Source organism: Paracoccus yeei ATCC BAA-599 (genome assembly GCF_000622145.1).
GTDB lineage: Bacteria > Pseudomonadota > Alphaproteobacteria > Rhodobacterales > Rhodobacteraceae > Paracoccus > Paracoccus yeei.
In genome coordinates this window covers 43,583-70,106 of the sequence record NZ_JHWH01000009.1, presented here as the reverse complement: position 1 = coordinate 70,106, position 26,524 = coordinate 43,583, and the positions used below count along the sequence as shown (strand labels likewise).

Annotated in this window: 20 protein-coding genes; 4 read left to right on the top strand and 16 right to left on the bottom strand. The window is 70.1% G+C overall.

The window, feature by feature from the left end; genetic code table 11:
* Nucleotides 1–46 precede the first annotated feature (46 nt).
* Genes BU28_RS0106505 through BU28_RS26030 form a run of 4 tightly spaced genes read right to left on the bottom strand, consistent with a single transcriptional unit; the run spans nt 47 to nt 10,550 of the window.
* The gene (locus BU28_RS0106505) at nt 47–1,018 is read right to left on the bottom strand and encodes a c-type cytochrome (protein WP_143809763.1); all 972 of its coding nucleotides are present in this window, start codon (nt 1,016–1,018) and stop codon (nt 47–49) included.
* A complete protein-coding gene (locus BU28_RS24125; RefSeq protein WP_028718754.1) occupies nt 1,015–1,602 on the bottom strand; it encodes an SCO family protein in 588 nt (195 codons plus the stop codon). The genes BU28_RS0106505 and BU28_RS24125 overlap by 4 nt, the downstream gene beginning before the upstream one ends.
* Entirely contained in the window at nt 1,599–3,395 is a 1,797-nt protein-coding gene (locus BU28_RS0106495; RefSeq protein WP_028718753.1) for a hypothetical protein, read from the bottom strand. Before BU28_RS0106495 ends, BU28_RS24125 begins: the two co-directional genes overlap by 4 nt.
* Nucleotides 3,396–10,550: a cupredoxin domain-containing protein gene (locus BU28_RS26030; RefSeq protein ID WP_028718752.1), complete on the bottom strand. Its 7,155-nt coding sequence runs from the start codon at nt 10,548–10,550 to the stop codon at nt 3,396–3,398.
* Between the two features lie 169 nt (nt 10,551–10,719).
* Between BU28_RS26030 and BU28_RS0106485 the strand changes: the two genes are divergently transcribed.
* On the top strand, nt 10,720–11,622 hold the full coding sequence (locus BU28_RS0106485) for a S1 family peptidase (RefSeq protein WP_028718751.1): 903 nt from the start codon (nt 10,720–10,722) through the stop codon (nt 11,620–11,622).
* On the opposite strand, the gene BU28_RS25280 is transcribed toward BU28_RS0106485, so the two are convergent.
* Nucleotides 11,619–11,786: a hypothetical protein gene (locus BU28_RS25280; RefSeq protein ID WP_155992519.1), complete on the bottom strand. Its 168-nt coding sequence runs from the start codon at nt 11,784–11,786 to the stop codon at nt 11,619–11,621. The two genes, BU28_RS0106485 and BU28_RS25280, sit on opposite strands and share 4 nt — an antisense overlap.
* Nucleotides 11,787–12,016: 230 nt before the next feature.
* Nucleotides 12,017–12,547 carry a hypothetical protein gene (locus tag BU28_RS0106475; protein ID WP_028718750.1) on the bottom strand — a complete coding sequence of 177 codons (531 nt, stop codon included), beginning with the start codon at nt 12,545–12,547 and terminating at the stop codon, nt 12,017–12,019.
* A 162-nt stretch (nt 12,548–12,709) separates the two neighbouring features.
* On the opposite strand from BU28_RS0106475, the gene ku (BU28_RS0106470) reads away from it, so the two are divergent.
* Complete coding sequence (gene ku, locus BU28_RS0106470) at nt 12,710–13,522, top strand: non-homologous end joining protein Ku (RefSeq protein ID WP_028718749.1); 813 nt, start codon at nt 12,710–12,712, stop codon at nt 13,520–13,522.
* Here ku (BU28_RS0106470) and ligD read toward each other — a convergent pair.
* The 10 genes from ligD to BU28_RS0106420 all read right to left on the bottom strand — a co-directional run bounded on the left by ligD (nt 13,519) and on the right by BU28_RS0106420 (nt 23,332).
* Nucleotides 13,519–16,026, bottom strand: a complete 2,508-nt coding sequence (gene ligD / locus BU28_RS0106465; RefSeq protein ID WP_028718748.1) for a DNA ligase D — start codon at nt 16,024–16,026, stop codon at nt 13,519–13,521. The genes ku (BU28_RS0106470) and ligD overlap by 4 nt on opposite strands.
* A 3-nt stretch (nt 16,027–16,029) precedes the next feature.
* Nucleotides 16,030–16,875: a non-homologous end joining protein Ku gene (gene ku, locus BU28_RS0106460; protein ID WP_028718747.1), complete on the bottom strand. Its 846-nt coding sequence runs from the start codon at nt 16,873–16,875 to the stop codon at nt 16,030–16,032.
* Between the two features lie 63 nt (nt 16,876–16,938).
* Nucleotides 16,939–17,889, bottom strand: a complete 951-nt coding sequence (locus BU28_RS0106455; RefSeq protein WP_028718746.1) for a TIGR03885 family FMN-dependent LLM class oxidoreductase — start codon at nt 17,887–17,889, stop codon at nt 16,939–16,941.
* A 68-nt stretch (nt 17,890–17,957) separates the two neighbouring features.
* Entirely contained in the window at nt 17,958–18,893 is a 936-nt protein-coding gene (locus BU28_RS0106450) for a DMT family transporter (RefSeq protein WP_028718745.1), read from the bottom strand.
* Nucleotides 18,890–19,474 (bottom strand): TetR/AcrR family transcriptional regulator, encoded by a 585-nt coding sequence (locus BU28_RS0106445; RefSeq protein WP_028718744.1) that lies wholly within the window; start codon nt 19,472–19,474, stop codon nt 18,890–18,892. The genes BU28_RS0106450 and BU28_RS0106445 overlap by 4 nt, the downstream gene beginning before the upstream one ends.
* Nucleotides 19,475–19,553: 79 nt before the next feature.
* Complete coding sequence (locus BU28_RS0106440) at nt 19,554–20,369, bottom strand: DUF2243 domain-containing protein (protein ID WP_081791287.1); 816 nt, start codon at nt 20,367–20,369, stop codon at nt 19,554–19,556.
* A gap of 93 nt (nt 20,370–20,462) precedes the next feature.
* Nucleotides 20,463–21,209, bottom strand: coding sequence for a prephenate dehydrogenase (locus BU28_RS22200; protein WP_036762179.1), 747 nt, complete (start codon nt 21,207–21,209; stop codon nt 20,463–20,465).
* 285 nt (nt 21,210–21,494) lie between these two features.
* Nucleotides 21,495–22,433, bottom strand: coding sequence for a glycosyl hydrolase 53 family protein (locus BU28_RS0106430; RefSeq protein WP_028718742.1), 939 nt, complete (start codon nt 22,431–22,433; stop codon nt 21,495–21,497).
* A gap of 87 nt (nt 22,434–22,520) precedes the next feature.
* Nucleotides 22,521–22,850, bottom strand: coding sequence for a DUF3140 domain-containing protein (locus tag BU28_RS0106425; protein WP_028718741.1), 330 nt, complete (start codon nt 22,848–22,850; stop codon nt 22,521–22,523).
* Between the two features lie 74 nt (nt 22,851–22,924).
* The gene (locus BU28_RS0106420; protein WP_028718740.1) at nt 22,925–23,332 is read right to left on the bottom strand and encodes a DUF983 domain-containing protein; all 408 of its coding nucleotides are present in this window, start codon (nt 23,330–23,332) and stop codon (nt 22,925–22,927) included.
* 201 nt (nt 23,333–23,533) lie between these two features.
* Here BU28_RS0106420 and BU28_RS0106415 point away from each other — a divergent pair, with 201 nt between their 5' ends.
* On the top strand, nt 23,534–23,740 hold the full coding sequence (locus BU28_RS0106415; RefSeq protein WP_028718739.1) for a hypothetical protein: 207 nt from the start codon (nt 23,534–23,536) through the stop codon (nt 23,738–23,740).
* 1,168 nt (nt 23,741–24,908) lie between these two features.
* Nucleotides 24,909–26,459: a calcium-binding protein gene (locus BU28_RS24120; protein ID WP_051577897.1), complete on the top strand. Its 1,551-nt coding sequence runs from the start codon at nt 24,909–24,911 to the stop codon at nt 26,457–26,459.
* The last annotated feature ends 65 nt before the right edge of the window (nt 26,460–26,524 follow it).

Sequence of the window (26,524 nt, the reverse complement as noted above, 5' to 3'; positions counted from 1 at the left end):
GCCGCCGCTGCGGGTTGCGCAGCATTCTTTGCGATATGCGCAGGGGTCAGGGCGTTTCGGGATAGACCTCGACGGCGCCCGACAGGTCGGCGTCCTCGATCCGGTCCAGCAGGCGGCTGCGCTGGGGCTGGCGGCCTTCGTCGCGCAGCAACGCCAGCGCCAGCACGACCGCGGCATGGACATGGGCCGCGCTGGCGTCCTGCCCCGCCGCCAGCGCCCAGTCGAGCGATGCGGCGGCGGGACCCACCAGGGTGATCCGCGTGCCGGGCCGCGCGAGGATCGCGGGCAGGCGCGGCCCGGCTGCGTCCAGCGTCGCGGCCAGCCGCAGGGTTTCGGGCGGCGCGGGCAGGGCATCGGGCAGGGGGTGCAGCGCGTCGTCCTCGCGCAGCAGCATGGCCAGCCGGTCCTGTTCGGCGTGCCGCAACCGGGGGGCAAGGTCACGGGCGACCATCCCCAGATCCAGGAAGGCGGGGGCGCCGGGCATCACATTGCGGCCATAGGCGCCGCCCTCGGCGTTGAAGGCGGCGATGGCGGCCAGCGCCGCCGCGCGCTCGGCCGGCGCATCGGGCAGGGCGACGGCGATGGTCGTCGCACCGATCCCCTGCGTCTCGGCCTGGCCCAGGGCTTGCAGATGCGCGACCAGCGCCGCCAGACGGTCGGGCGGCACGTCATAGCGCGGCATCACCGCCCCGATCTGCCGGCCCGAAGGCGTCACGCCCTGCGCCAGAAACCGCGCCAGGGCCTGCGCATCATAGGCCGGGCGGTCGTCGGTGGGCGCGGCAAGCACCGGCCAGCGGACGGCGGGGGCCCGGCCCTCGGTCCCGCCGCCGCCGTCCACGCCATGGCAACCCGCGCAGGTCAACCGTCCCGGCGGCAGCGCTGGTCCCTCCAGGCTGCCCAGATGCGCGACCAGCCCGGCGCCGTTGCGGTAGGTCTCGGCCCCCGGCAGTGCCTTGTCGGGGTCGGCAGGCGTCCCGCCCAGCAGGAACAGCACCGTCAACACGGACCGCATCGTCATGGCGGATGGGCGGTGCCATAGCGGCGCGCCATCGCGATCAGCTCGTGCGGCTGGGCATCGCCGGGCAGGCGCCAGAACATCCCGCGGCGCAGGTCGCCCAGCACATAAAGCGCGCCGTGCTTTTCGGGCGGGCCGGGCTCAAGCCCGAAGGCCGAAAGCAGCAAGGGCGTTGCCTGCGGCGTGGCCACCACCCAGTCCCAGCCGGGACTGGCCTGCACCATCTCGGCCACCTCGTCCAGCACCGCCGGGGTGTCGCGCCAGGGATCGACCGAGACCGAGACCAACCGCAAGTCCGGCGCCTCCGTCGTCTGCAGGTCCATATCCACCAGCCCCATGACGGAAATCGTCAGCCCGCAGCTTTCCGTGCAGTTGGTGTAAATGAAGCCGTAAAGCACCAGTCCCGCGTCCTCATAGCGCGACACCAGGCCCTGGGTCCCGCCATGCCGGTCGGTCAAGGCCACATCGGGCAAAAGCAGCCGCTCGTCCAGCCCGGAGGGCGCCATCGCCGCGGCGGGGGTCTCGGCGGCCTGGGACGGGCAGGCCAACAGCAGGGCCGCAAGGGCGCAGGGCAGGCGGTTCTTCATGGCATGGCCTCGATCACCAGGAGCTGGAACGCGCCGGGGCCGGGGCGGGGGGTCACCACCACCGGCAGATGCGCCCTCAGGTCATAGCTTTCCAGCGTGATCCCGCTTTGGTCGGTCGCAAAGGGGCGGCGCATCCGCCAGTTGCCGGTCAGGGTCGCGAAATCCACCACCCCCCTGACGCCCGAGGCCGGTTCCCCGCCCGCACGGGTAAAGACCAGCCGCAGCCCCTTTGTCCCTTCGGGCCTGGGTTGGATCAGGCCCGGGGCGGATACGGCTTGCGACGGGGCAGGGGGCGCGGGGACGACGGCGCAAAAGGCGCCCTGGCCGATGCCGGTGCTGACCACCAGTTCCCAGTCGCCCGGCGCGGGCAGGCTGGCCGAGACCTGGAAACGGTCGCCCGCCACCCGCCGCAACCCGCGATCCAGCGGCTGGACCAGCATGGGCGTGCCGCCGCGCAGGCGCAGCGCCTCCATCGGGGGCTTGCCGCTGACGGCATTGCGGCGGTCGACGACAAAGCCGGTATAGCTTTCGGCATGGATCGCCAGCATGGCGGGCTCTGGCGTCAGGGGAACCAGCAGGCGGGCACCCGCGGTCTCGGCCGCCGGGCGGGGCGGGCCCAGGGCGACGCGGCCGACGATGGCCTCGGTCCCCGGCGCGACGGTGCGCAGGTCCATCACGCCGACCGCCGACTGGTCGGCCAGGCGCAGGACGGCGGTGTCGGACAGAAAGGCCACCTCGGCCACGGGGCTTTCGGTGCCGGCGCCCTGCACCACCCGTCCCCGCGCAAGGTCGAGGACCGCGAACCCCGTCCGGCCCGCGGCGAACAGATAGACCATGCGCCCGTCGGGGCCGACCGCCAGCCGGTCGAACTGTCCCGGCAGGGCCAGCACGGCAGGTGCGGCGGGCGCGTCCAGCCACAGGACATTCAGGCCCCCGGGCGACAGCCACAGCGCCGCATCGGGCGTCAGTCCCACGGCCAAGGCTTCGGGCGCCGCGACCTGCGCCAGCACCGCGCCGTCCGGCTCCAGCACCGACATGAGCGTGCCGTGCAGCACCGCCACGCGCCGCGCCGGCAGGGCCTCGCCCCCGCCGTCGCCCGCAATGGCCCGCGCCCCCAGCGGCAGGCGCCGCAGGTCGCCCGCGCCGCCAAGGCGCAGCAGATCGCCCGTCCCGCGCTCGATCAGCCAGGCGCCGCCGCTGCGCGCCGCGACCAGCGCCCCAGGCCGGTCCAGCCCATCCGCCAGCACCCGCGCCGCACCATGGGCCGAGATCGCCACCACCTCGCCCCGCTTCGCCCCGCTTCCGGGCAGGGACAGCAGGAATTCCGCCCGGCGCGGGTCGGCGCCGATGGACGTGGGCGCCGGCTGGAAGCGCCGCGCCGCCAGCAGGTTGGCGCTGCCCAGCGACCGCTGCGGATCAAGGATGGTGAAGGCGCCGTCCCGCGCCACGACGCCCAGCACGGTCCCGTTCAGATCGACGCTGCCAAGCGCGGCCCGTCCCGCCGCGCGATAGGCGGCGGCACTTTCGGCGCAGGGCAGGTCGGTGTCGTCGCGCTGCCGCACCCAGGCCAGCGGGGCAAGGTCAGCAGGGACGCTGCCCACCTCGGCGCGAAAGGCCAGTTCGACGGCAAAGGGCACGCCCGGCGTCACCTGCGCCAAGGGCGCGCCCGTCAGCGCATCGGCAAAGCGCACCTCGGCCGTCAGGGGCGCGCGCAGGGCCGGCTGGGCACCAGCCGCCCCGGCTGCCAGCAGCAGCGCCAGCGCAAGAACCGATGCTCGCCGGCGCCGCGCCATTCACGGCCCCCTTGGGCAGTCTTCGAAATCGACATGGCCCCAGGTTCCGCCCGCCATCATCATGCTGACTCCGTCGTGCCACAGCACCCGTCCCCGGACCGGCACCCGGGCGCCATCCGGTCCCAGAACCTGTGGCGGATGCAGCCAGGCCGAGACGCTTTTGCCCGGCGCGACCAGGGCCGAGTTCGGGAAGCCGAAGCCCGGGAACAGGTCGTCATAGCCCAGCCCGTTCATGACGAAGGACCGCTGCCGCGCCCGGCCGCCCGGATGGACCACCCGGATCACCACCTGTTCGCCCGTGCAGGCCCGCAGGGTCAGGGGCGCCATGTCTCCGGTCAGCATCTCCTCGGTCGTGCGGTTGCCGGAAAGGGTCTTTTGCCCCGCCAGGAAGCGCGGCGGGAAGGTGACGGCGTTCAGGTCGTCGCTGGCCTCGATCCGGCCATTGCCGTCGATGTCGCCAAACCGCAGCAGGCTGGCAAAGGGCCGGCTGCGATAGCTGACGCCCTGTTCGCCCCGGTCGTAGCTGTCATCGCAGATCGGGCAGTCGGGCGTGAGGGCGGGGATCGGTCCGGTCCCGGTGCCCGGCTTCCAGGACCAGCGGATCCGGGAGCGGTCGTCGCGGTGGTTCAGCCCGTCCTGGAAAAAGATCACGAATTCGCGCAGCCGGGTGGTGGCGTCGCTGCCGGGATCGAGCCTTGCGGTCGGAAACACCGCCGGTGCGCCGAAATCGCGGGGAACCGCGCCGGTCCGCCAGCCGCCGTGATAGGGGCCGCCGCCCATCGCGGCCTGCGCCTGCCTGTCCAGCGCGGGTTGCGTCATGGCCGGGCCGATCGCATCGTCGATGGGCCAGCCCTGGGGGAGCACGTCGATCACCCCGAACAGCCCGTGCACGGTCTGCGTGATCACGTCTCCCGTCACCCGGACCGGGACGGGGCCATAGGCATAGGGGATGAAATGGATGTGCTTCTGCAACCGGGCCGAGGCCTGGGCCTGCATCCGCAGCTTGGTGTCCGCGTCGAAGGGCGCGCAGTTTTCGCTCGTCTCGCACACCGCATAGCGGCGGCCCAGCACCCGGAAATGGTGATCGCCCGGACCGGTCTGGCGCAGGGTCGGGATTGTGCCGCCCAGGTTCCATGCCTTGACCGCGTCGTCGATGTCATCGTCGATCGAGGTCGTGAACACGACCCGCGTCCGCCCGGCGTAAAAGCGGAAGACCTTCGAGACCGTCATCCCCGGCTCCATCCCGACCGCGTTGACGCCGTAGCCCAGGGGCAGGTTGCGGATCAGATCGCCCCCGGGCAGGCCGACGCTCAGCCCGACCCGGGCCGAGGGCCGCAATCCTTCGACCGGCCGGGTGGTCGGCTGCAACTCGCCCCGCACCTCGGTCATGCCGGCGGTTCGCGTGCGGCCCGCCGCAGGGATCGGGTCCAGGCTCAGGGGCGTGATCCGGGGGGCCAGCGCATCGCCCAAGGCGGGGCGAAGGTCGGCCTCGGACAGCGCATTGACAAAGCGCAGCACCACGCAGTCGCCGGCATGGACGCGCAGGACGAAGGGCTCGGGCCGGGCATAGGCGCGCAGGACGGCCGCGGTCAGATCCTCGCGCCGCAGCGGCTGGCGCCAGTCGTCGTCGCGCAGGAAGTCGCGCTGGCCCCCCAGCGCATCGGGCGCAAGCAGCGCCAGCATCATCCCGCCGGGGTCCCGGCGGTGGCCGCCGTAATCGGTGCCCCGGGGCCAGACATCGGCCGTCCGCAGCGCGACGACAAGGGCCGCGCGCTGCATGCTGCCGGGGTGCAGGGGACAGGTGCCGCCCATGCTGGCCAGGTATTCCCGCAGCGGCCGGTCGGGATCTGTTTTCGGCGGGGGTGCGATCTCGAGCTTCCGCCCCGTCCCTGCCTCGGTTTCCGGTGCCGTCTTGCGGTTAACGGGGACAAGCGGCCTGTCGGTTCCTGGCAGGGCAGCCGCGCGGCCCGATGGATCGGCATAGACCCTGATCAGCCCCCAGGCGCCGTTCCAGAAAGCGTCGAGCGTGCCGAAATTCCACAGATAGTCCGACATGCCGCCATGGCCGGTTTCCGGGCTGGGGGCATCGTCCACCCCCACCCTTTCTGCCATAAGTACCGTCTGCGGAGGTTGCAGGCTTTCGGTGCTGGAGATGTCCGACCGCAGGCGCGAGCGAAACTCGAAATGCTCCGAGATGCCGACCTCCTGTCCGAAGGTATAGCCCTCGGGGTTGTCGCAGCCGGCCAGCAGGCTTTCGAAGCCCTTGAACGCGGGATCGGTCGCGCCGGCGGGATTGTCCAGCCAGCGGTCGTAGCGGGTCGGAAAGCCCTGGCGCATCTTGTCGAAACAGGCCGCGCGCGCCGGCGGGGCGCTGACGGCCAGCGCCCGCATGCCTTGCGAAAACCGCTGGTCCATGTTGCGCGGCCCCGCAAGCCCCGCCACGTTGAAGACATGCTGCACCTCTTGCGCGCCCTGCACCAGGCGCAGCATCAGCCGCTCTCCGGCATAGGCCTCAAGCTGCGGCGTCTCGGGGTCGCGGGTGGGGCGGCCCGACGCGTCCCAGGAACTCAGCGCGCGGCCGACGTCGCCCGCAAGGCCGGCAAGCTGGACCCCATAGCTGCACCGGGGCAGCGCGCCCGCCAACAGGTCCGAGACGATGTCGCTGCCGCTGTCGGCGCGCGCCGTGCCGGGACCCTCGGTCAGGCCGGCAAAACGCATCCCGCGCGGGCGGCAATCGTCCGATGGCCGGCCGTCGTCGCTGGCCAGCCGCAGGGGCAGGGGCGCATGGCGATAGTTGACCAGATACGGGTCGTGATGATCGACCGAGATCGACTCGGGCCGCGACGGCGCCGCGACCGGCCGGGCCAGCCGTTTTTCCAGGGCCACCCCGTCGGGGGATGCGGCGCGGCCGCGATAGGCCAGCAGATGGTCGCGCAGGCCCCGGGTGTCGGCCGTGGACAAAAGCCCGTCCGACAGCGCCGCCCATGCGGCGGGCGAGGCGTCGGCCTCGGGCTCGGCAGGGTCGGGTTCGCCGCAGATCGCGGCGATCTCGGCCCTGCGGCCGGTCGCGGCCAGCGCCATCTCGCAATGCAGATGGTCCATCCCTTCGCGCGCGCGGCCTGTGCCGGTCAGGGCCTCATCCTCGTCCTCGCGGTCGCGGGGGGAATAGAGCAGCGCAAAATCGGCGATGGCCAGGGCGAATTCGCGGTAATCGGGGTCCGCGGGAATTTGCGTCGTGGCCGGGAACAGCAGGCGCTTGTGCCCGCCGACCAGAAGCGGCTCGCCGTGCTGCAGGACAAAGCGCTGCGCGGATGTCGGGGCGACAAGGCAGTCGTCGCTGCGCCCGTCGCAGACCTGGGTGCCCTTGTTAGCGCCGCCGGGGTCGGGCGCCTCGTTCGGTTCGACCAGCAGCGCGGTATAGAACCCGTGCTGCTGGACCGAGGACGGGCCGAAATGGTCATGGCTGAACACCGTGCGCATGGTCCGGTCGTGGTCGTCTCCATCCGTCCGGGTCAGCATCGGGTCGGCGAACCAGCGCTGCACGGTGGTCTGGAACAGCGTCCGGTTGTCCAGCCAGGTGCCGCCCGGCGTCTGCGTCTGGCCGTGCAGCGGCAGGCGCCAGATCTGCGCCAGAGGCGTGGAGCCCTGTTCGATCGCCGCGCACAGCGCGGCATCGGGCGGGTCGGCAAAGCCCCAGGCCGGGTTGCCGGCCAGCGTCTCGCGGGCGGCGCAGCGCCGGGCCATCAGTTCGTCGGGGGCAAAGGTCCCGTCCTCATAGTTCCAGCCGTTGCCCGAACCGTCCGACGCGGTCACGTCGAACTTCACCAGATGGATGTGCTGGCCCAGCGTGTCGGTGGGCGTACGGACCTGGAAATCGTCCAGGTCCAGTTCCTTGGGCAGTTCGTTGGTATGGCGAAACTCGATGCACTCGCCCGAGAAGGCGCGAAAGAAGAACGGCTCCTGATCGTCGCGCACGGTCGGAGAGATGCGCCCGCGCGTGGCGTCTCCGGCCCGGGCGGCTGCTTCGCGGTCCGCATCGCTGGGTGTGGCGTCATGGGGCAGGGGTGGGGTGCCGCCGTCCTTGAACTGCCAGGAACTGGCGGTCAGCACGTCGATGCGGGCCTGCGGGTCGTGCCATCCCGCCTGGTTCACCACCAGGTCCAGTTGCACGGCCGAAACCTCGTAGCGGCGAAAGGCGGTCAGCGCGGGGTCGATGACATAGTTGTCGCGGCCGGTCAGCGGGTCGGTGCCCATGACCGGGCCGTCGCGGTCCCGGACCCCGCCGCAGGGGTCGGCAAAGGGCGCGCCGGGCGCGGGCGGCGCGCCGTTCACCAGAAATATCCCCCGGGCCGCCGAGACCGCCGCGCCGGGCCGGGGGGCCAGCGGGGTCTCATAGCCGCCCCGGGCGGGGACCACGGCCTCGCCCAGGGCGGTGAACAGCGCGGGGCCCCTTTCGGCGGCGTGGAACTGCTGGGCCGCGCGCTCCAGGGCGGTGCCTTCGGGGTCGAGCGGCTGGATCGTCGTGTCGGTCAGATGCGCGGTCATGTCGCCCATGGCCAGGGCCTTGGCGACGATCCGGCTGCGCAGCCGTTCCAGATCGCGGCGCGCGGCCCGGTCGGTCTGTGCCAGCGGATCGTCGGCAAGCCGGGCCTGCAGGTCGCGGTCCATCGCCTCGACCTGCGGGGACAGGGCGATGCCGGGCTTGCGGCCGGACGACAGGACGACATGCCGGCCCAATCCCCCGGACAGCAGCCCGCCCCTGTCCGGGTCGCCCAGCAAGCGGGGGTCCGGCGCGCGGGCGATGTCCTTGGCCGCTTGCGGCGGGCGGTGCCCGGGCTGGCCCGCGATGTAGAACGGATACCCCGGCATCGAGGCCGCCGGCGCGGTTTCGGGTGCCGTTTCTGGCGCTGCGTCAGGGGCCGCTTTGCCGGCGGTCACGGGTTCGAGGGCGGCTGGCGGCGGGGGCGGGGCGGCCTGGACGCGCAGGACCCGTTCCGGTCCCCCGGCCGCCGATCCCGCCGCGCCCCTGGCCGCGCCCCGGCGCGGGGCGTTTTCCAGCGTGCGGGGCGGCTGGGCCTTGGCATCGCGTTCGCCGTTATAGGTCGGCAGCGGCGGCAGCGGATCGCCAGGCAGGGGAACCAGCGCGGGAATGGGCGTGCCCGTGCCGCCCCTGATCCAGGCGCCGCTGTCGGGATCGACGCTGCCGGGGCGATGGCGGGTCAGGTCGGTGGTCGAGCGGATCTCGGCCGAGATGCCGGGTTCCGCCTGCCCGTCGGGCAGCTTGCGGGTGCCGTCCTCAAGCACGTCGTGGACGCGCCACAGCGCCCACATGCCCTGCGCGAAATGCGGGTAAAGATGGCAGTGAAAGATCGAATCCCCCACCGTCCGGTTGCGGTTGCCCGAGCCGCCCACATACCACTTGCCCTGCCCGTCGCGCCGCCCGCCGTGATAGATGTTGTAGGTAAAGCCCTGACCTGGCGCGACCGTCTGGCTGTCCAGATAACTGCCGCGTCCGGGATCGTTTCCGGCGAACCACTGGTGCGCGTGCAGGTGAAAGACATGGGTCTCCTTGGGGCCCGCGTGGAAATTGCGAAACACCACCGGATCGTTCAAATAGGAATGGTGCACATTCGACGGATCATCGGCATACCATTCCAGCAGCGCCGGGTCGCCATTCGCCCATGAGGTCAGAAAGAATTCCTCATACAGGCACTCCATGCAATTCGCGGCCGGACCTATTCCCTTGCGATTGGCCAGCAGCATCGTGCCCATGCCGCTGGCGCCGTAATTGATGGCAAATCCATCGCGCACCCCGGCAAGCTGGCCGAACCGCGCGAGCTCCTGGAAATTGCGGGTATAAAAGGATTTCAGCTCGTCATGGAAAAAGACCGAGAATTCGCGAAAGGCGGCATAGGTCGGCTCGGTCGTGGTCAGGCTGTCGTCCGGCTCGGTCTGGCAGGACAGGGCCGGGCTGTAGGCGGGCGCGGCTGCATCGCAATAGACGATGGCGTTCAGGTCGCCGTGGACGATCTCGACCGCGCGGGCCTGCCAGAAGGCCGAGGCATCGCCGCCGGCGTCCAGGGGCAGGGCACGGGCCATCGCCAGGACCGGCACGGTTCCCTTCCGGGCTTCGTAGTCCAGCGTTCCCAGCCGGGTGTGGCGGGGCTTGCCCGTCGCATCGCCGCGCGTCCAGGCCAGGTCCAGCGCGGCGGGCGAAACCTGGCTGCGATACCAGCGCGTGCCCGGCCGCTCGGCCATCACCGCGCCGAACAGCCCGTGCGTGATGCTGCCGCCGTCGCCCTCGCCGCCGGCGGGCGCGGCGCGGCTGGCCATGAAATGCGTGCCTTCCTGGACCACCTCGTAAAGGCAGGTGAAATCGTCGCCCGGCTTGACCGCGTCGAGCCCCAGACAGGCGCCGTGCGGCGCGCCGCCATCGGCCAATGCCAGGGGCATCAGCCCTTCGATCACCAGGTTCAGCCCACGGGTGCGCGGCCAGTCGGCCTCGGCCAGCACGGTCGAGGCGGCATCCCGCGGCCCGGTCTTGCACAGCACCTCGCCCGCTTCACGCTGCGCTTCGGTGCCGCGTCCGACATGGGGGGCGACCTCGGCCCGGTTGCGGTCGTCGGTGGGTTTCAGGCCGCGGTCGTCGGACAGGCCGCAAAAATCGCGCGACAGTTCGGTCGCCGGGGGACCGGCCGCGACCTCGGGAGCAAGCAGGTTGCGGACGTGGATGTAAAGCAGATCGCCCACGTTGGCGCGCAGCACCAGGGGGCGCGGGCGGTGGCAGTCGCGCAGCCTGACAGAGCCGGGTGACAGCGTTCCCTGGGCCGGGGCGGTCGCGGTGTCCCCGCTGCAATCGGTCCGGGCAGGATCGCCGTCGTCCTCCATCGGCACGACGTCGCGCCGCAAAGCCAGGATCATGCCAAAGGGGTTGAACGAGCCGAAGCGGTTATAGACCAGCATCTGGTCCAGGGCCACGACATCGGCGCAGACGACCCGCCGGCCGCGACTGCCGCCGACCCCCTGGCATCGGTCCTGAAATTGCCGCGCGTCGGGCGCGTCCCGGGTGTCCTGGGCACGGGCGGGTGCGCCAAGGGCAAGACAGGCCAAAACGGCATAAGCCGGCAAAAGCCGGAATATGGGCATCCGAAACATGGCAACTCCGCAATTCAATTACGTCACGACAATAACGTGGCGGATCTGGCTGCAGGAACGATTGGAAAATGGGATGCGGTTATCAATCCACGTTGCCACGAATCGCCTATTGTCGCAATCATGAATCAGGTGCGGGTCTGGGGGATGCCTTTTTCGGAAAGGTGCCGTCATGAATGACAAACCGAAACCCGCCACCCGGGCCCGATCGCGGCGGCAAACCAATCTGTCCCGTTCGGTCATCAATGATGCGCTGCCGGTTTATTCATGCGCCGATCCCGACCAGGATTTCATTCCGCCCTGGCTGGGGTCCGTGGTGCGCGACCTGGCGCCCCGCGTGGGCCAGATCAGGGGGATCGTGCAGGGCAAGACAAGGGGGCTGGGAACAGTATGGCCCATCGCCCGGCGCGGGCAGGATACGCTGTTCATCACCGCCGGCCATGTGCTGCAGCTGCTGGTCCCGCAGGGAACGGTGCTGATGAAGGCGGCCGATGTCGCCCGGATCAATCCGCCCTGCTCGGTGATCCTGCCCGATGGCCGCATGCTAAGGCTCAGGCGCTGGGTCTGCTCTGCCCCGCAGGACCTTGCACTGTTCCTGGTCGAGGGTGCGGTCGAGCCCCTGCCGCTGGCCGACCACGCCCGTGACAATGCCGAAATCTGCGTGCTGGGCTATCCGGTGGCGCGGCACCCGCGCTATGACGGGCTCGGCTGGGAGTATCTGGACCGGCTTTGCGTCGCGCCGGGACTGACCAGCCTGGCCAGGATCTATCCGACGACCTATCCCGTCGCCGATTATCTGATGCACCACGCATCGACCCTGGCAGGGTTTTCGGGCGGGCCGGTGGTCGATGCCCAGGGGCAGGCCGTCGGGCTGCATGTCTGGGGCCAGGGTCAGATCGATGACCGGGACCGGAACGATGCCGTGCGGATCGAATCCATCCTGAACACGGACTGGCTGGCCGCGATCCTGAACGGGCAAAGCGAAACGGCCCCCGAAGGGGCCGTCTGCCATCCGTTCCAGGGCGCGGGCGATCCCGGGATCGGCCCCACCGAAGGCGACGACCTGCGCGGCTAAAGCTGTTCCTGCGCGTCGTCGTCCTTGCCGGGCTTTTGCCGGGCCGGGTTCATCACGTCGAATTCCTCGGGCGAATGAGGGGCGCCCTCGTGTTCGCCCTGTCCGTGTTCGCGGCGCAGCCGAGGGTCGTCAGGCTCGTATTCGCGCTTCATGCGGTCATCCATGGCACGTCCTCCTGCCGATCAAGCCGCAGGGACGGAATTTGTTCCGTCACGAATTTGCGCCTGATCAAGAAGCGCGCTGACGCAGGGAGGCCGAGGGCCCGCATGGCCCACGTCGTCCGTCCTTTTGGCTGTTCTGACCCGTCTGTGCTGCTGGGATCGTCCCGACCCTGCTGGTGCCGGTTCCGCGCGTGGCGGCGGCCTGAGCGGGATGGCCGCGGGACCCGGAGCCCCTACATGGCGGCCGCTTCCTCAAGTGCCTTGCGGCAGGCGTCCTCGTCATTGGCGGCCAGGGCCTCGTGTGCGCGCTTGATCGCGGCGGCGCGCATGTCGCTGCCCCCACCAGTCGCCTGTTCGGCGGCCGTGGGCGCCCCTTCCTGCTGGGCCTGGGCATCGTCGCCAGACATCGCGACGTTGTCCTGGGACCCGCCGGCCTGGCCTTCAAGCGGCGTGTGCGAGCCGTCCTTGGCAATGCCGCCGCCCTCGCCGCTGCCCGCCGCTGCGGTGTCCGAGCCGGCCGCCGCGGGGGCCGACGTGGCGCCGGTCGCGGCGGGGCCCGTCGTCTCTCCGCCCGAGGTGGTGCCGGTCTGCGTGCCCTCGGCCCCTTCCAGCGGGGCGGTCGTCCCGTCCTTGGCGATGCCGCCCCCCTGGGCCCCGCCGGACCCGGCCTCGAGCGCAGCCAGATCGGCGGCGCAATCGGCATGGGCCGCCGGAGCGGCCAGCGCAAGCGCCGCCCCCGCCGCCAACAGTCGCAAATAGCTCATGTCATCCTCCCTACCTTGATCTTTTCCCGCCCCGGGCCGTGCCGGGACGGGGAAGGAACCCCGCGCCTGCCGGAATGTTCCGGGATGTTCTGCGCGGACTCTCGCGCCGGAACCCCTGCGCTCCGCGGGCGTTCCGCTGGACCTGTCGAGGGGTGGGGGGTCATGGCGCCACGGTCGTTCTGGAAAGGCTATCTCAAGCTGTCGCTGGTCACCTGTCCGGTGGCGATGATGCCGGCCACCAGTGAAAACGAAAAGGTGCGCTTCCACACCCTGAACGCCCGCACCGGGCACCGTGTCGTCACCCGCTATGTGGACGGGGCGACCGGCAAGCCCGTGGACGACGACGATCTGGCCAAGGGCTATCCCAGGGGCGACGACGATTACATCATCCTGGAGGATGACGAGCTTGAGGCGGTTGCCCTGGAAAGCACCCGCACGATCGACATCGAGATGTTCGTTCCCGACGATTCCATCGGCTGGATCTGGCAGGACAAGCCGCATTACCTGGTCCCGAACGACGAGGTGGGCGAGGAAGCCTTCAGCGTCATCCGCGACGCCATGGCCGCGACGGGGACCGTGGGCATCTCGCGCGTGGTGCTGTATCGGCGGGAACGCGCGGTGATGCTGCAGCCTCATGACAGGGGCATCGTGCTGTGGACCCTGCGCTATGGCGACGAAGTCCGGCCCGAGGAGGATTACTTCGGCCGGATCGGCTCGGCCAAGCCCGAACCCGACCTGATGAAGTTGGTGACGCGGCTGATCGACGACCGAACCCGGCCCTGGACACCGGACATGGCGAGCGACCCGGTGCAGGAACGCCTGCATGAAATCATCGCCGCCAAGCAGAAAAAGGGCCGCAAGCGCCCTGCCCGCGCCAAGTCCGCCCAGCCGGCCGAGGACGAGGGCAATGTCGTCAACATCATGGACGCGCTGAAGAAAAGCATCGCGGCCGAGACCCGCGGCCGGAAACGCTAGCGCTTGCGGGTGGGCAGCGGGACGGCTGCGGCGCGGAACCCGCCCCACGGATCGTCTGTCAGTGCGGCCAGCCGGGCGGGCAGATTCGCTACCGTGAAATGCGCCGGTCCGATATCGGGACCGAGTTCGTCCCAATCCAGCGGCGTCGAGACCGGCGCGCCGGGCCGCGCCCGTGTCGAATAGGCCGCAACGGCCGTCGCCCCGCGCTGGTTGCGCAGATAATCGATCAGGATCTTGCCCTGCCGCTTGGACTTGGCGACGGTCGCGACATAGCGGTCGGGGTCGTCCTTGGCCATGCTGTCGGCCAGGGCCTTGGTAAAGCTCTTGACCGTGGGCCAGGTCGCCTGCGGCTTCAGCGGCGCCACCACATGCAGCCCCTTGCCCCCCGAGGTCTTGACGAAGGATGCCAGTCCCGCATCCTTCAATCGCTGGCGGATTTCAAGCGCGGCCTCGATCACCCGGGTCCAGGGCACGCCCTCGCCCGGGTCCAGGTCCATGACGATCTGGTCCGGCTTTTCCCAACTGGCCAGCGTCGAACCCCAGGGATGGATTTCCAGCGCGGCGGCCTGGACCAGCCCCATCAGCCCGTCCAGGTCCTCGATGGCGATCAGGGGCTCGCCCGCCTTGTCCTTGGGGTCCCTGACCTGCACGATCCTGGGGTTCAGCCCCTTCCAGGCGTGCTTCTGAAAGAACTTCTGCCCGTCGATCCCGCCCGGGCAGCGCAGCAGCGCCAGCGGGCGGCCGACGACATGGGGGGCGATGTGGCGCCAGACCTCGGCATAGTAATCGGCCAGCCCCTCTTTGGTGACGCCGGCGTCGGGCCAGTAGATGCGATCGGGATGGCTCAGGCGCACCGTGCGGCGTGGGGGTGCCGCGGGTTTTGCGCCCGCTCTCGGTTCCTCGCGCACGATCTCGGCCGCGGGCTTGTCCTCGCGCAGCCCGCGAAAGGCGGCGTGGCGCAGGTGGCCGTCGGCGGTCCAGGCTCGGAACTCGACCTCGGCCACCAGTTCGGGTTCGACATAGCGGACCTGCCGGGCCTCGGTCGCGGTCAGCTTGCCGTCAAAGGGGCTGGTCTTGCGCGTCATGGGTTCCAGCCGCCGGAACAGGTCCGCGGCCACGGCGGCGGAAAAGCCCGTGCCGACGCGGCCCACATGGCGCAACGTGCCGCCCTGATGCACGCCCAGCACCAGCGATCCGATCAGCTTGGGCGACACCGTCGAGGGGACATAGCCGCCGATCACGAATTCCTGCCGGGCCGAGCATTTCGATTTGACCCAGGCCTTGCCCCGTCCCGCGCGATACGGGCTGTCGGCCAGCTTCGAGACGATCCCTTCCAGGCTCAGCCGGCAGGCATGTTGCAGCACCATGTCGCCGCTTTCGGCGAAATGGTCGCTGTAGCGCAGCGTATCCGGGGCCTCGGCCAGCAGCGGCTGCAGCAGGGCCTTGCGTTCGGCCAGCGCGGCGCCGCGCAGATCCATCCCGTCCAGATGCATCAGGTCGAAGGCGTAGAACACAAAGCGGTCGCTGCGCCCCTCGCTCAGATCCGCCTGCAGCGCCGAAAAGTCCGAGGCGCCGGTGCCGGCTTCGACCACCAGCTCGCCGTCGATCAGCGCCGTCTCGACCGGCAGGGCGGCCAGGGCCTTCAGCACGCCGTCCCCGAAGCGTTCCGACCAGTCGAGTCCGCTGCGCGTCAGCAGGCGGACCGCGCCATCCTCGACCCTCGCCTGAAGGCGATAGCCGTCGAACTTGATCTCGTGCAGCCATTCCTTTCCCGAAGGGGCCGAGGAAACCAGCGTGGCCAGCATCGGTGGCACGAAATCGGGCAGCGCGCCGCGCTTGGCGCCCTTGACGGCGGGCGTGCCTGCGTCTTTTGCCGCAGCCTTGCGCGGGGCAGGCTTGTGTACGGCGGCCTTGCGGGTGGCAGGCTTGCGCGCGGGCTTTTCGACGCCCTCGGCCACCTCGGCGATCTGGCGGCCGGTCTTGACGGATTCCGGGCGTTCCTCAAGGATGTCGCCTTCGGTCCGGGCCTGGTCGTCGTCGCCCTTGATCAGCAGCCAGTTGTCGCGCTTCTCGCCGGACTTGCCGCGCATCCTGACCAGATGCCAGCGCCCGGACAGCTTTTCGCCATGCAGCTCGAATTCCATATGGCCCTTGGCATAGGCCTTCTCAGCGTCGCCGATGGGCGACCAGGTGCCGCGGTCCCAGACGATCACGGTGCCGCCGCCATATTGGCCCTTGGGAATCGTGCCCTCGAAATCGCCATAGTCCAGCGGGTGGTCCTCGACATGGACGGCCAGCCGCTTTTCGCCGGGGTCGAGCGATGGTCCCTTGGTCACGGCCCAGCTTTTCAGCACCCCGTCCATCTCCAGCCGGAAATCGTAATGCAGCCGGGTCGCATCGTGCTTCTGGATGACGAAGCTGCGGCCGCCGGTCTTGCCCGCGCGGCCCTCGGGCTCGGGGGTCGCGGAAAAATTGCGCTTCTTGCGATAGGTCTCTAGCGCCATCACCTAGCCCGCCTTCTTGCTGGGCGCCGGGGCCGGCTTCTTGCGGGTGGCAGGCTTGCGCGCGCGCGGCTTCTTGTCGATGCCGGCGCTTTCGCGCAGGGCGTCCAGCAGATCCACGACCTTCTCGCGCCGCGCGGCTTTCGGCGGGCGGATCCTGCGGCCCTCGGCCTTGGCCTTGACCAGCTCGGCCAGCGCGGATTCGTAACGATCGTCAAAGGCGGTGACGTCGAATTCGCCCGCCTTGGTCCTGATGATGTGTTCGGCCAGTTCCAGCATCTCGCCCTTGATGCGCATGCTGGGAATGTCCTTGAACGCCTCGCTGGCCGAGCGAACCTCGTAGTCGAAATTCAGCGTGGTCGCGATCATCCCCTCGTCATGGGCGCGGATCAGCACGGTGCGGACGCGGCGGAACAGCACCGTGCGGGCGATGGCCGCGACACCCTTCTTGCGCATGCCTTCGCGGATCAGGGCAAAGGCTTCCTCGGCGGCCTTGTCGGCAGGGGCCAGGTAATACGGCTTGTCGAAATAGACCTGGTCGATTTCCCCGCAGCGCAGAAAGGCCGAAACCTCCAGCGTCTTGTCGCTGTCGGGGACGGCGGCGGCGACCTCCTCGGGTTCAAGGATGACATAGTCGCCCTGCGCGACCTCGTAGCCCTTGACCTGGTCGTCGCGCTCGACCGGGCGGCCGGTTTCGGCATCGACGAATTCGCGCCGGACCCGGTGGCCCGTCGCGCGGTTCACGGTGTGAAAGGCGATGCGCTCGGATGTCGAGGCGGCAGTATAAAGGGCGACCGCGCAGCTGACTTCGCCGATCCGCAGAAAGCCTTTCCAGTTCGCCCTGGGTGCCACGTCTTGTCCGCCCGCTGCTGTCCTGGGCCCGAACGCCCCAGGCCTGCGATATGTTCCAAGGCGTTAGTCCGACAGCAGGTGCCGCGCCGCCATGTCCAGGAAGGCCTGCTGGTTCCGACCCACGTTGTGCAGAAAGACGGTATCGACGCCCAGGTCGCGGAAGGCGTCCAGATCGGCGCGCAACACGCCCGGATCGGCCGAGACGCGGACCGCCTGCCGGATGTGGTCGGGGCCGACAAGCGCGCCCAGCCGGTCAAAGTCGGCCGGCCGTCGCAGGTCCCAGTTGACCTCTCCACCGACGGCGGCGGGCGCCCACTGGTCCAGCGCCTGGGCCAGGGCCTCGCCTTCGGTCGGCGCCCAGGACAGGGCGTGCTGGACATGGACGGGCTTGCCGGCGCCGCCGGCCTCGGCAAAGGCCGCGAGGGTCCGCCGCAGCTGGTCGCGGTCGCCCCCCACGGTCAGCAGCCCGTCGGCCCAGGGCGCCACGAAGCGCGCGGTTTCCGGGGTGACTGCTGCGGCCAGCAGGGGCGGGGGCCGGTCGGGCAGCGACCACAGCCGCGCCTCGACCACGGTGACGCGGCCGCGATGGGTCACCTCCTGGCCCGAGAGCAGGGCGCGGATGATGTCGTGGCATTCGCGCAGCCGATCGTTGCGTTCGGCCTTGTCGGGCCAGGGCAGTCCGGTCATCGCCTCGTTCACCGCCTCGCCGCTGCCGAGCGCCAGCCAGAACCGACCCGGAAACATCTGCGCCAGCGTGGCGGCCGCCTGGGCCATGACGGCCGGGTGATAACGATAGCCGGGCGCCGCGATATTGCCGAAGGGCAGGGTGGTGGCCTGCATCGCCGCGCCGAGCCAGGCCCAGGCATGGCCGGACTGACCCTGCCGCGCGCTCCAGGGCTGGAAGTGGTCCGAGCACTTGATGGCCTGGAACCCCGCCGCCTGCGCCGCGACCGCCAGGTCGCGCAGCGCCGAGGGGGCGAACTGTTCGTGCGAAGTGTGATAGCCGATCTTCATGCGCCGCCCCTTTTCCCGTCGCCTGAGGTCAAAGCGGCGCGGGCCCGCGAAGGTTCCGGGCCGCGCGCTCAGGTCCCGAGCAGCGGCTGCGCCCTGCGCGCGGGCGAGCCCATGGGCAGCGTAACGATGGCCAGGCAGGACACGATCAGCGCGACCCCCAGCCAGCCCGCCGGCGTCAGACGCTCGCCCACCACGGCCATGGCCAGCATCGCGGCCACCACCGGCTCGGTCAGGGTCAGCGTGGTGGCGGTGCTGGCGGGGGTGCGCGCCAGGCCATAGCCGAAGCTCAGATAGCCCAAGAACATCGGCACCACGGCCATGTAAAGCCCCACCGCCGCATTGCCCCAGGACGCCAGGAACGGCCCCCCGGTGGCGACCAGCAGGGGCAGCAGCAACAGCCCCCCGATGCCGAAGGTCGCGCCCATCGCGACGGGCGGGCGCACGCCCCCCAGCATCACGCGCCGCGCGGTCCAGGAATACAGCGCGTAGGTCAGCCCGCCCAGCAGCCCCAGCGCGATGCCGGGCAGGGCGGCGTCGCCGCCCGCGGTCCCGGGATGGGCGCCGCCCTTGGCCAGGCACAGCAGCACCATGCCCGACACCCCGACCAGCGCCCCGAGAAGCCAGCGGCGTGACAGCCGGCTGCGATCCAGCGCGACCTCGAGCAGCGTCGACAGCAGCGGGGCCGAGCCTATCGTCACCACCGTCCCGACCGTCACCCCCGCCAGCCGCATCGAGCCGTAGAAGGCCAGCGGATAAATGGCCACCGCCAGACCGCCCGCCAGCAGCAGCAGCCAGTGCCGGGCCAGAGCCGGCAGGCTGGCGCGGATGCCGCGGCCGGCCAGCGCGGCCTGCATCAACCCGCCAAGGCCCATGGCGCAGGCGCCGATGGCGGCGGGGCCGACGCTTGGGGCCAGCGTCGCGATCGTGCCCGTGGTGCCCCAGACCAGCGCCGCGAACAGCACCGCCGCCACGCCCAACCCGTGCTCGCCCAACCGCGCGCTCATAGCGAATCCAGCAGGTCGCAGGCCAGGGCGCGCGCCTCGAGGACGCAGGCGCTGCCGCCCTCCAGCCCGGCGCGCGTCATCGCCCCCTCCAGCAGAAAGGCCAGTTGCCGGGCCAGCCGCGCGGCGCGCGCGGGGTCCTGCGGCAGAAGCTCGGCCAGGGGGGCGGCCAGCAGGGCCTCGACCTCTTCCTTGTGGCGGCGCACGGCCTGGCGGCCCGGGTCGCCCGTAGGCAGTTCGGCCGCCGCGTTCAGCAGGCCGCAGCCGCGAAACCCCTGCTCGTAGGCGTTCTCGGCGTGGTCGCGATAGGCGTCGAAGACGGCCAGCACCCGGTCCCGAGGCAGCACGGCCCCGTCCGCCCGGGCGCGGTACAGCTCCAGCCAATCGGCATGGCGCATCACCAGGTATTGCGCCACCAGATCGGCCTTCGAGGCGAAATTGTTGTACAGGCTTTTCTTGGCGACGCCCGCGTGCTGCACGATGGCGTCGATGCCGGTCGCGCTGATGCCTTGGGCATAGAACAGCCGGCCGGCAGCGTTCAGCAGCCGGGCGCGCGCGCTGTCGGGATGGGGAAGGGTGTGCATGGCGGTCCTCGGGGGTTAGGTAGACCGATCTACCTACTTCGCGGGATCACGTCAAGCCTTGGCGCCCTGAAGGCGCGGATCAGGCCCGCGACCAGTTCAGGCAGCCGGCCGGTACGCCCGCGCCGCTGACCAGGATCGCGCCGTGCCGGTACAGCCGCCATGCGCTGTCACCGTCGCCCAACCGCAGGACGGCGACGCCCGAAGGATCGCTCCAGACCCGTTCGACCTGCCCCAGGCCGGCGGCGCGCAATGCGGCCTCGGCGTCGGTCCCCGGGGCAAAGACCACGGTGGTGAAGGGCTGGTCCGGCGGCGGGCGCGCGGCCCAGGCGCTCGTGCCCAGGACGGCCAGCGCCAGCATCGCCAGCGCGGGCCCGGACGGCGGAGGGCCCCCCTGCGGTCGGCGCCACAGCCACCAGCCAAGCGCCATCGGCAGCAGGCCGAAGCCCACCATCCAGCCCAGGTCCCAGGCCAGCGGCCGGGCGGTGTCCAGCCGGATGCGGTGCAGGCCCAGCAGCCAGTGCGACAGCACCGCATCGACCACATGCCAGGCGCCGAAGCCGCAGGCCAGCAGGCCCAGCATGGCCCAGGTTCCGCCCCGGACTGGCGCGCGCCACAGGCCCCACAGCGCGACCGCCGCCAGCAGATACATCAGCGCGTGGAAATAGCCGTCCCACAGCACCTGCAGGCGCAGGTCCGCCATGCCGGGTACCAGGCTCAGCAGATGGTGCCATTGCAGGATCTGGTGCAGCAGGATGCCGTCGAAGAACCCGCCCAGGGCAAAGCCCAGCAGCGCTGTCCACAGCGGCCAGCCCCGCCGGTGCCGGGCCGCCTTTTCCGGCGCGCGGGATACCGCCCGTTCGGGCAAGGGCGTGGACGTGCCGGGGATGCGGGTCATCGGAACGGTCCGGTTGCAGGGCTGTTGTGGTTCCCTTGCAACCTGCGGCGGGCGCGGTTGTTCCGCCCAGGGGCTGGCGCAGCCCCCGATTTCTTATCCCCGGGCCAGGTCGCTGCCCGCCCCGGCGACCAGAAGCCGCGCAAAGCGGTCGCACAGCGGTGCGACATGGGGATTGCCCCGTGTCACCGCGCCGAACACCTCGGGCGCATCGGCGCCAACCATGTCCAGCGCCTCGGCCAGCAGGTCGAAGCTGCGGGTGCGGATCAGCGGGTGGGGCTGAAAGGCCGCCATCGCGTGGGCCAGCAGATGCGTCAGGCCCTGGGTCAGGGCGGCGTGGCGGTCGTGCTCCTCGGCCGAGGCCAGGATCACCCGCAGACCCAGCCCGCCGCGCAGAAAGGCCGCGATCCGGCGCCAGCGCCCGCCCCGGACCGGGCACAGCACGATGCGGCCGCCCGCCAGGCTGCCCGGCATGCTGTGCGGACCGAACATCGGGTGCGAGGCCAGGATCTCGACCCCCGCCGGCAGGATCTGGGCCATCAGCCCGGCCGGGCCCTGCTTGACCGAACAGACGTCCATCACGACCTGCCCCGGTCGCAGATGGGGTGCGATGCGGTGCAGGCAGTCGCCCAGGGCGGGCACCGGCACGGCCAGCACGACGATGTCGAAGGCGCCGGCCTGCCCGGTCTCTGCCAGCGCCAGTCCCGCCGCGCGCGCCTGGGCCTGCGCGGCGGGGTCCGGGTCGCAGACGGCGACGGGCAGGTGCGGTGCCAGGTGACGGGCGACCATCCGGCCGAAGGCGCCGAAGCCAAGGATCAGGATGCGGGGGGCGGCGGTGGACATGGCGATCTTCCTTTGCGGGGGAACGAGGGCCAGAGGTCAGGGCTGTCGTCATGCTGAACCGCTGGCGGTGCAGCGGTGGCATGGCAAGGCGCTCCGCTGCTCAGGGCAGCGGGTAATAAAGGGCCGAAAGGGACGCCATGCGGTTCATGCCCAGGGGTCTATGCCCGGGGCCGGGTCGCGTCAAGCCGGTGTCGGCCGACCGTCCGGGGACGGGAAGGGGTGTGGCACCGCAATCGCACGGGCCGCGGCCGCCTGCGCGCGGTGTGCCGCCCCAACCGTGCGGACCTATCCCCGCAGCCGCGCCAGCTCGGCCGAAAGCGCCGGATCGACCGACAGGTCGCGGCGGATCAGCCCATGGCTCCAGCGGTTGCGCGACCGGGGATGGGGCCAGGGCGGGCAGTCGATGACCGGATACCAGCAGACCCCCACGACCCGGGCGCCCCGCCCGCGCGCGATCGCTACCTCGTCCAGGACGTGGTGCAGCCAGGCGCCCTTGTGAAAGCCGGGATGGCGGCGGTGGTGGACCGGGTGGCCGTCGTGCCAGCTGGTTTCCGACACCATGACGGGCTTGCCATAGCGCCGCCAGGTCTTGACCAACACCTTGGACAGCGCCGTGCGCGCGGTGTGGGGGTAATAGTTCACCCCCACCACGTCTACCGCCACCGCCGAGACGATGGCATCGGTCGGCTCGAACTGGCGCTCGCCGATACCGGTGATCGGGTCGTTGGTCAGGATGCCCACGTCGGGGTGGTGGTCGCGGGCCACCCGCGCCATGGTGATGGCCATGTCCACGGCCTCGTGCCGGGGCATGCCGGCGATCAGAGGGTAAAGCGCGGGTTCGTTCACCGGGCACAGCCACAGCCGCTCTGGCCCCAGGACCGACAGCGCGGCCTGCGCCACGATCCGGGCGCAGCGCACCGGATCGCGGTTGCGGTGGTAATGCGACAGGTCCCAGATGCCCTGCACGCCCGCCGCCTGCGCCGCGCGCAGCCGCTCGACCGCATTGTGGCCGGGCACCAGACCGTCGCGGACCGTGCGCATCCCGTGGTCGCGCGCGATGGCTAGATGCTGGCCCATCCGGTCCTGCGGCAGATGCCGCGTCGTCGCCAGCAGGTCGTGGCTGCCGCCATGAACCAGCCCGCATTCGAACCCGGCGATCAATTCGCTGCGGAACGGCGCGCTTTCGGCCAGGACGGGGTCGGGCCCGATAAGATCAAGGGACATGCGCGGCACCGGCTTTGGCGTTCGGGCCCGAGCCCTAGCAGCCGCCGCCCCGGATGTCCCGGGGCCGTCACGCGCGATTGCGAAAGATCAGGCCAGGGGATCGTGGCCCCAGTTCATCAGGGAATAGCGCCAGCGGCTGTGTTCGCGGTTCCGGCGCGGCCCGCCCTGGGCGGTGTGGCGTTTGATGTAGCCCACGACGCGGGCCATGTGCGCCCAGTCGTGGTCGTCCAGCTCGGCCCTGTGCTTTTCCAGGATGGTCACGATCTGGCGCCCGGACTTGTGCCCGATGCTTTCGCCGCCCTGCGGCGCCTGGCCTACCGAGTGGCTTTCCTTGGTCTCGAGCCAGTCGCGCAGCGCGGACGGCGTCAGGTTCACCAGCGCCTTCCATTCGGTCCAGATCTGGTCCTGCGATTTCATGGCGTTGCGCCCCCTTGTCCAGGCGGGTGAACACGGCGCCCGGAGAAAGGTTCCGGGCCCGGACCCCCCGGGGATCAGCCCCGGGCGGCGGTGCGGGCCGGGTCGAAGCCGTGCATGCCCTTGACCCATTGCAGGGCGACGAACATGCCCTTGACCGGCGGCAGCAGCGCCAGAGACAGCAGGATCGCCGCCAGGCCCAGCACCAGCGCCACCAGCGCCGGCCGGTCCCCCATCACGCCGAACAGGGGCGCCAGGGCAAAGGCCACCAGATGCGCGACCAGCAGGATCACGACATAGGCCGGGCCGTCGTCGGCGCGCTGCGGCGTCAGGTCCAGCCCGCAGGCATTGCATTCCTCGGCGACCCGCAGATAGCCCCGGAACAGCTTGCCCTGCCCGCAGCGGGGGCATTTCAGGCAGGCGCCGCGCTTGAGCGCCGGCTTCAGGTTGCCGGGGTCCTGCGCCAGAAGGTTCGAAACGGTCATGGCCTTCCTTGTCCAAAACAAAGCCGCGCGCCGCATCCGCTGCGGCGCGCCCTGCCCCCGATATAGGGAACCCGGCGCCCGGGACAAACCCCCCTGCGACATGCTGTCCATGGCCCACCCCGCCGGCCGGAACGAATCCCTCCTGGCCTTCGTTTTTCCCTGCTGCCCCCGCCCAAGGGGGCAAGGGAAACGGAGGAGCCCATGGCCCAGAACCCGAAGCCTGACGACATCCCGCCGGACGCGGTCCTGAAGGACGAGGCGCAGGATACGCCAAGCAACCCCCCTGACGACCGCGGCGGCCTGCCCGAAGGGGTCCGCGGCACCACGCGGGACGTGGATCATACGGTGCCGGCCGAGGAACACGCCGGCTATCCCGATCCCAACAAGCCCGATCTGCGCAAGCCCTGACGGATCATCGGTTCTGCCGCTGCAGCAGGTCCACGAGGTGGGTCTGAGCACGGGTTGGAAACTGACGCTCTCGTCTCCGCTCCTGTGAGCCGATAGGCGGCGCCTGCAAAGGCGCTGCCTTGGCGTACAGCCGTCCTCGCCGCAGCGCGAGTGCAGTACGGCTGGCGAAGGGGCCGTGAGGACATGGCTGGAACCTCAGCCTCGACATCCAATACATGATGCATGACATGCGCGGGGCCGGCAGACAAGTGGCTTCTGCCGGCCCCGCGCATGTCCCTCTGGGGGTCGGGGGAGAGCCTGCTGTTCGGGACGCGCCCGCGTCGGCGGCGGTCTAATCGGGCAAATGGGGGCGGACCACCGTCCCTTTTTTTCGTCATAAACACGCGGCGCATCTGCCTGCTCGCGCAGCCTTGGATGGGCAGGGATATCTCTCTTGTTGCAACGACAAATCCAACCGACGGCCCGGTCATTCCGGGGCGGCGGCTCTGCCTTGTCGTGCAACCACAGGGTTAAGGAAAAATCAAATCGTTTGTTGTCTTTATAAATAATAACTAACAAACGTCATGCCTCGTTATTCCATGCAGCGGCGCGCGCTAATCCCGCAACTGGACTGCGACTTGCCGCATTGCGCGTCCGATATACTCGAAGAAAATTGCCGCGCAAAATGCCCGCCAGCGCCCCGACGAATCCTGCGGGAGCCGGCACACGCAAGGGTAATATATCTTAATTGTATGCACGCAGCGCGGAACCGCGGCGGCGGAAATCCCGTTCATGGCCCAGTACGTCAGCGATTTCAGCGTGCCTGGAGCCCAACAACAAGAACATGTATTCGCTCGATTAGACGGTAGAATGTTGCCCCCCGAAGGTTGGACCTTTGGTCCCGCCTTCATGCCGGAGCCAGTCGCCATTTATCCCGACGAGACACCGTGACAGGCGCGAAGGCCTGTGGCGCGAGGCCTCTTGTCCATTCGGATTGCGGGACAGTCCGTATCATTTGCCGTGTCGAGTATCGCCGTTTCCCCCGATGTCATTCAACATGGCTGGAGACGCTATGAATACGCATTCCAATGCAGGTCATTCTGCGGCCGGGGCCGCCGCAGGCAAAACCATCACCATCGACTCCAGAAACGGTGGCCCGACGCATGCGAATGGCACGTCAGGCAATGACGTGATTCGCGCAACCACCGATGGAGCGACCGAAAACCAGATCCATATCCATGCCGGGTCCGGAAACGATTCCATCGTCATGGACCTGGGCGTCGCCGGAACCAGGACCATCCAGCACGGCTATCACGCCTTCGGCCACCAGGGATGGGACACGTTCTCATTCTCGAACGTGGCGGCGATGCGCGGGACCGTGGTCGGCAGGATCGACGATTTCAACAGTCTCGAGGACCGGATCGTGATCGCGGGCCAGGTCCTGGATCCGCTGCGGCCGGGCCAGATCGCGGGGGCTGATGTCTCGATCGTCCTCTATCAGGGCCAGCAATGGCTGCAGATCGTCAATGCCGCCGGGGGCCGGGCGCTGTTCACGCTGGAAGGCGCCCGCCAGGTCCGCCAGCCGGACGGAAGCTGGGCCGACGAAAGCCATTTCCTGAAGTGGAACCATCCGCTTCCCAAGCAGCTGCCGTCCGTGGCGTTCGAGAACCCGTACAATGCGCTGCCCCAGGGGCTTTTGCAGCACGCCCTGCCGGCAGAGCGTACCAGCATGCACAACCCGACCCCGAACAGCGCCGGTGTGATCCAGGGCTCGGCCGCGCATGACGTGATCGTCACCGGCCGCGGGGACGAGCATATCCAGGGTGGGGCCGGGCGGGACTATATCCGTGCCGACATCGGCTCGGACACGCTGAACGGCGGCACGGGCGACGACATTCTCGAGGGCGGCAAGGGCTTCGACCTGATCTATGGCGGCCCCGGCAACGACACCATCGCGGGTGGGTCCGACGCGGACACCGTCTATGGCGGTCAGGGCAACGACCTGATCTTTGGCGGCACGGAAAACGACGCGCTGCATGGCAATGCCGGCAACGACATCATCCACGGCGGCCGCGGCGCCGATATCCTGTGGGGTGAGGACGGCCACGACCGGCTGTCGGGTGGCGGCGGAAACGACCGCCTTCTGGGCGGGACCGGGAACGACTGGCTGGCCGGGGGCACGGGAAACGACACCCTGTATGGCGGCTCCGGCAACGATACGCTGATCGGCGGGGCCGGCAACGACGTGCTGCATGTCGAGGCGCAGAACAACATCCTTTCCGGCGGCGCGGGCAATGACCGGCTGTACGGCGGTTCGGGCCGCGATAGCCTGCTGGGCGATGTGGGCAGCGACCAGCTTCGCGGCGGCGGCGGCAACGACCGCCTGAACGGCGGCGCCGGCAAGGATGCGCTGTGGGGCGGCGCCGGTGCGGACCAGTTCGTCTTCCTGGCGCCCGGCCATTCGTCGACGACCGACCCCGACGTGATCGCGGATTTCGCCCGCGCGCAGGGCGACCGGATCGACCTGTCGCCGATGGATGCCATGGTCACGCGCGCAGGAAACCAGGACTTTGACTTCATCGGTCGCGCGGCCTTCGGCGGCGACGCCGGAGAGCTGAGGTATCAGGTCGCGCAGGGCAAGGCTTATGTCTACGGCGACGTGAACGGCGACGGCAGGGCCGATTTCTGCATCCAGGTGAATGGCGTCACAGCCTTGTCGGGGAACGACTTTATCCTGTGAGCAGGCCGCTTTTGGGGGCCACCACCACATCGCCTGCCCTGGGGGACATTACAGTGCCCCGTCCC

Bases quoted from the DNA above. Each gene is read 5' to 3' on its own strand.
- BU28_RS0106505 (WP_143809763.1), bottom strand. From the start codon at position 1,018: ATGACGATGCGGTCCGTGTTGACGGTGCTGTTCCTGCTGGGCGGGACG.
- BU28_RS24125 (WP_028718754.1), bottom strand. From the start codon at position 1,602: ATGAAGAACCGCCTGCCCTGCGCCCTTGCGGCCCTGCTGTTGGCCTGC.
- BU28_RS0106495 (WP_028718753.1), bottom strand. From the start codon at position 3,395: ATGGCGCGGCGCCGGCGAGCATCGGTTCTTGCGCTGGCGCTGCTGCTG.
- BU28_RS26030 (WP_028718752.1), bottom strand. From the start codon at position 10,550: ATGTTTCGGATGCCCATATTCCGGCTTTTGCCGGCTTATGCCGTTTTG.
- BU28_RS0106485 (WP_028718751.1), top strand. From the start codon at position 10,720: ATGAATGACAAACCGAAACCCGCCACCCGGGCCCGATCGCGGCGGCAA.
- BU28_RS25280 (WP_155992519.1), bottom strand. From the start codon at position 11,786: ATGGATGACCGCATGAAGCGCGAATACGAGCCTGACGACCCTCGGCTG.
- BU28_RS0106475 (WP_028718750.1), bottom strand. From the start codon at position 12,547: ATGAGCTATTTGCGACTGTTGGCGGCGGGGGCGGCGCTTGCGCTGGCC.
- ku (WP_028718749.1), top strand. From the start codon at position 12,710: ATGGCGCCACGGTCGTTCTGGAAAGGCTATCTCAAGCTGTCGCTGGTC.
- ligD (WP_028718748.1), bottom strand. From the start codon at position 16,026: ATGGCGCTAGAGACCTATCGCAAGAAGCGCAATTTTTCCGCGACCCCC.
- BU28_RS0106455 (WP_028718746.1), bottom strand. From the start codon at position 17,889: ATGAAGATCGGCTATCACACTTCGCACGAACAGTTCGCCCCCTCGGCG.
- BU28_RS0106450 (WP_028718745.1), bottom strand. From the start codon at position 18,893: ATGAGCGCGCGGTTGGGCGAGCACGGGTTGGGCGTGGCGGCGGTGCTG.
- BU28_RS0106445 (WP_028718744.1), bottom strand. From the start codon at position 19,474: ATGCACACCCTTCCCCATCCCGACAGCGCGCGCGCCCGGCTGCTGAAC.
- BU28_RS0106440 (WP_081791287.1), bottom strand. From the start codon at position 20,369: ATGACCCGCATCCCCGGCACGTCCACGCCCTTGCCCGAACGGGCGGTA.
- BU28_RS22200 (WP_036762179.1), bottom strand. From the start codon at position 21,209: ATGTCCACCGCCGCCCCCCGCATCCTGATCCTTGGCTTCGGCGCCTTC.
- BU28_RS0106430 (WP_028718742.1), bottom strand. From the start codon at position 22,433: ATGTCCCTTGATCTTATCGGGCCCGACCCCGTCCTGGCCGAAAGCGCG.
- BU28_RS0106425 (WP_028718741.1), bottom strand. From the start codon at position 22,850: ATGAAATCGCAGGACCAGATCTGGACCGAATGGAAGGCGCTGGTGAAC.
- BU28_RS0106420 (WP_028718740.1), bottom strand. From the start codon at position 23,332: ATGACCGTTTCGAACCTTCTGGCGCAGGACCCCGGCAACCTGAAGCCG.
- BU28_RS0106415 (WP_028718739.1), top strand. From the start codon at position 23,534: ATGGCCCAGAACCCGAAGCCTGACGACATCCCGCCGGACGCGGTCCTG.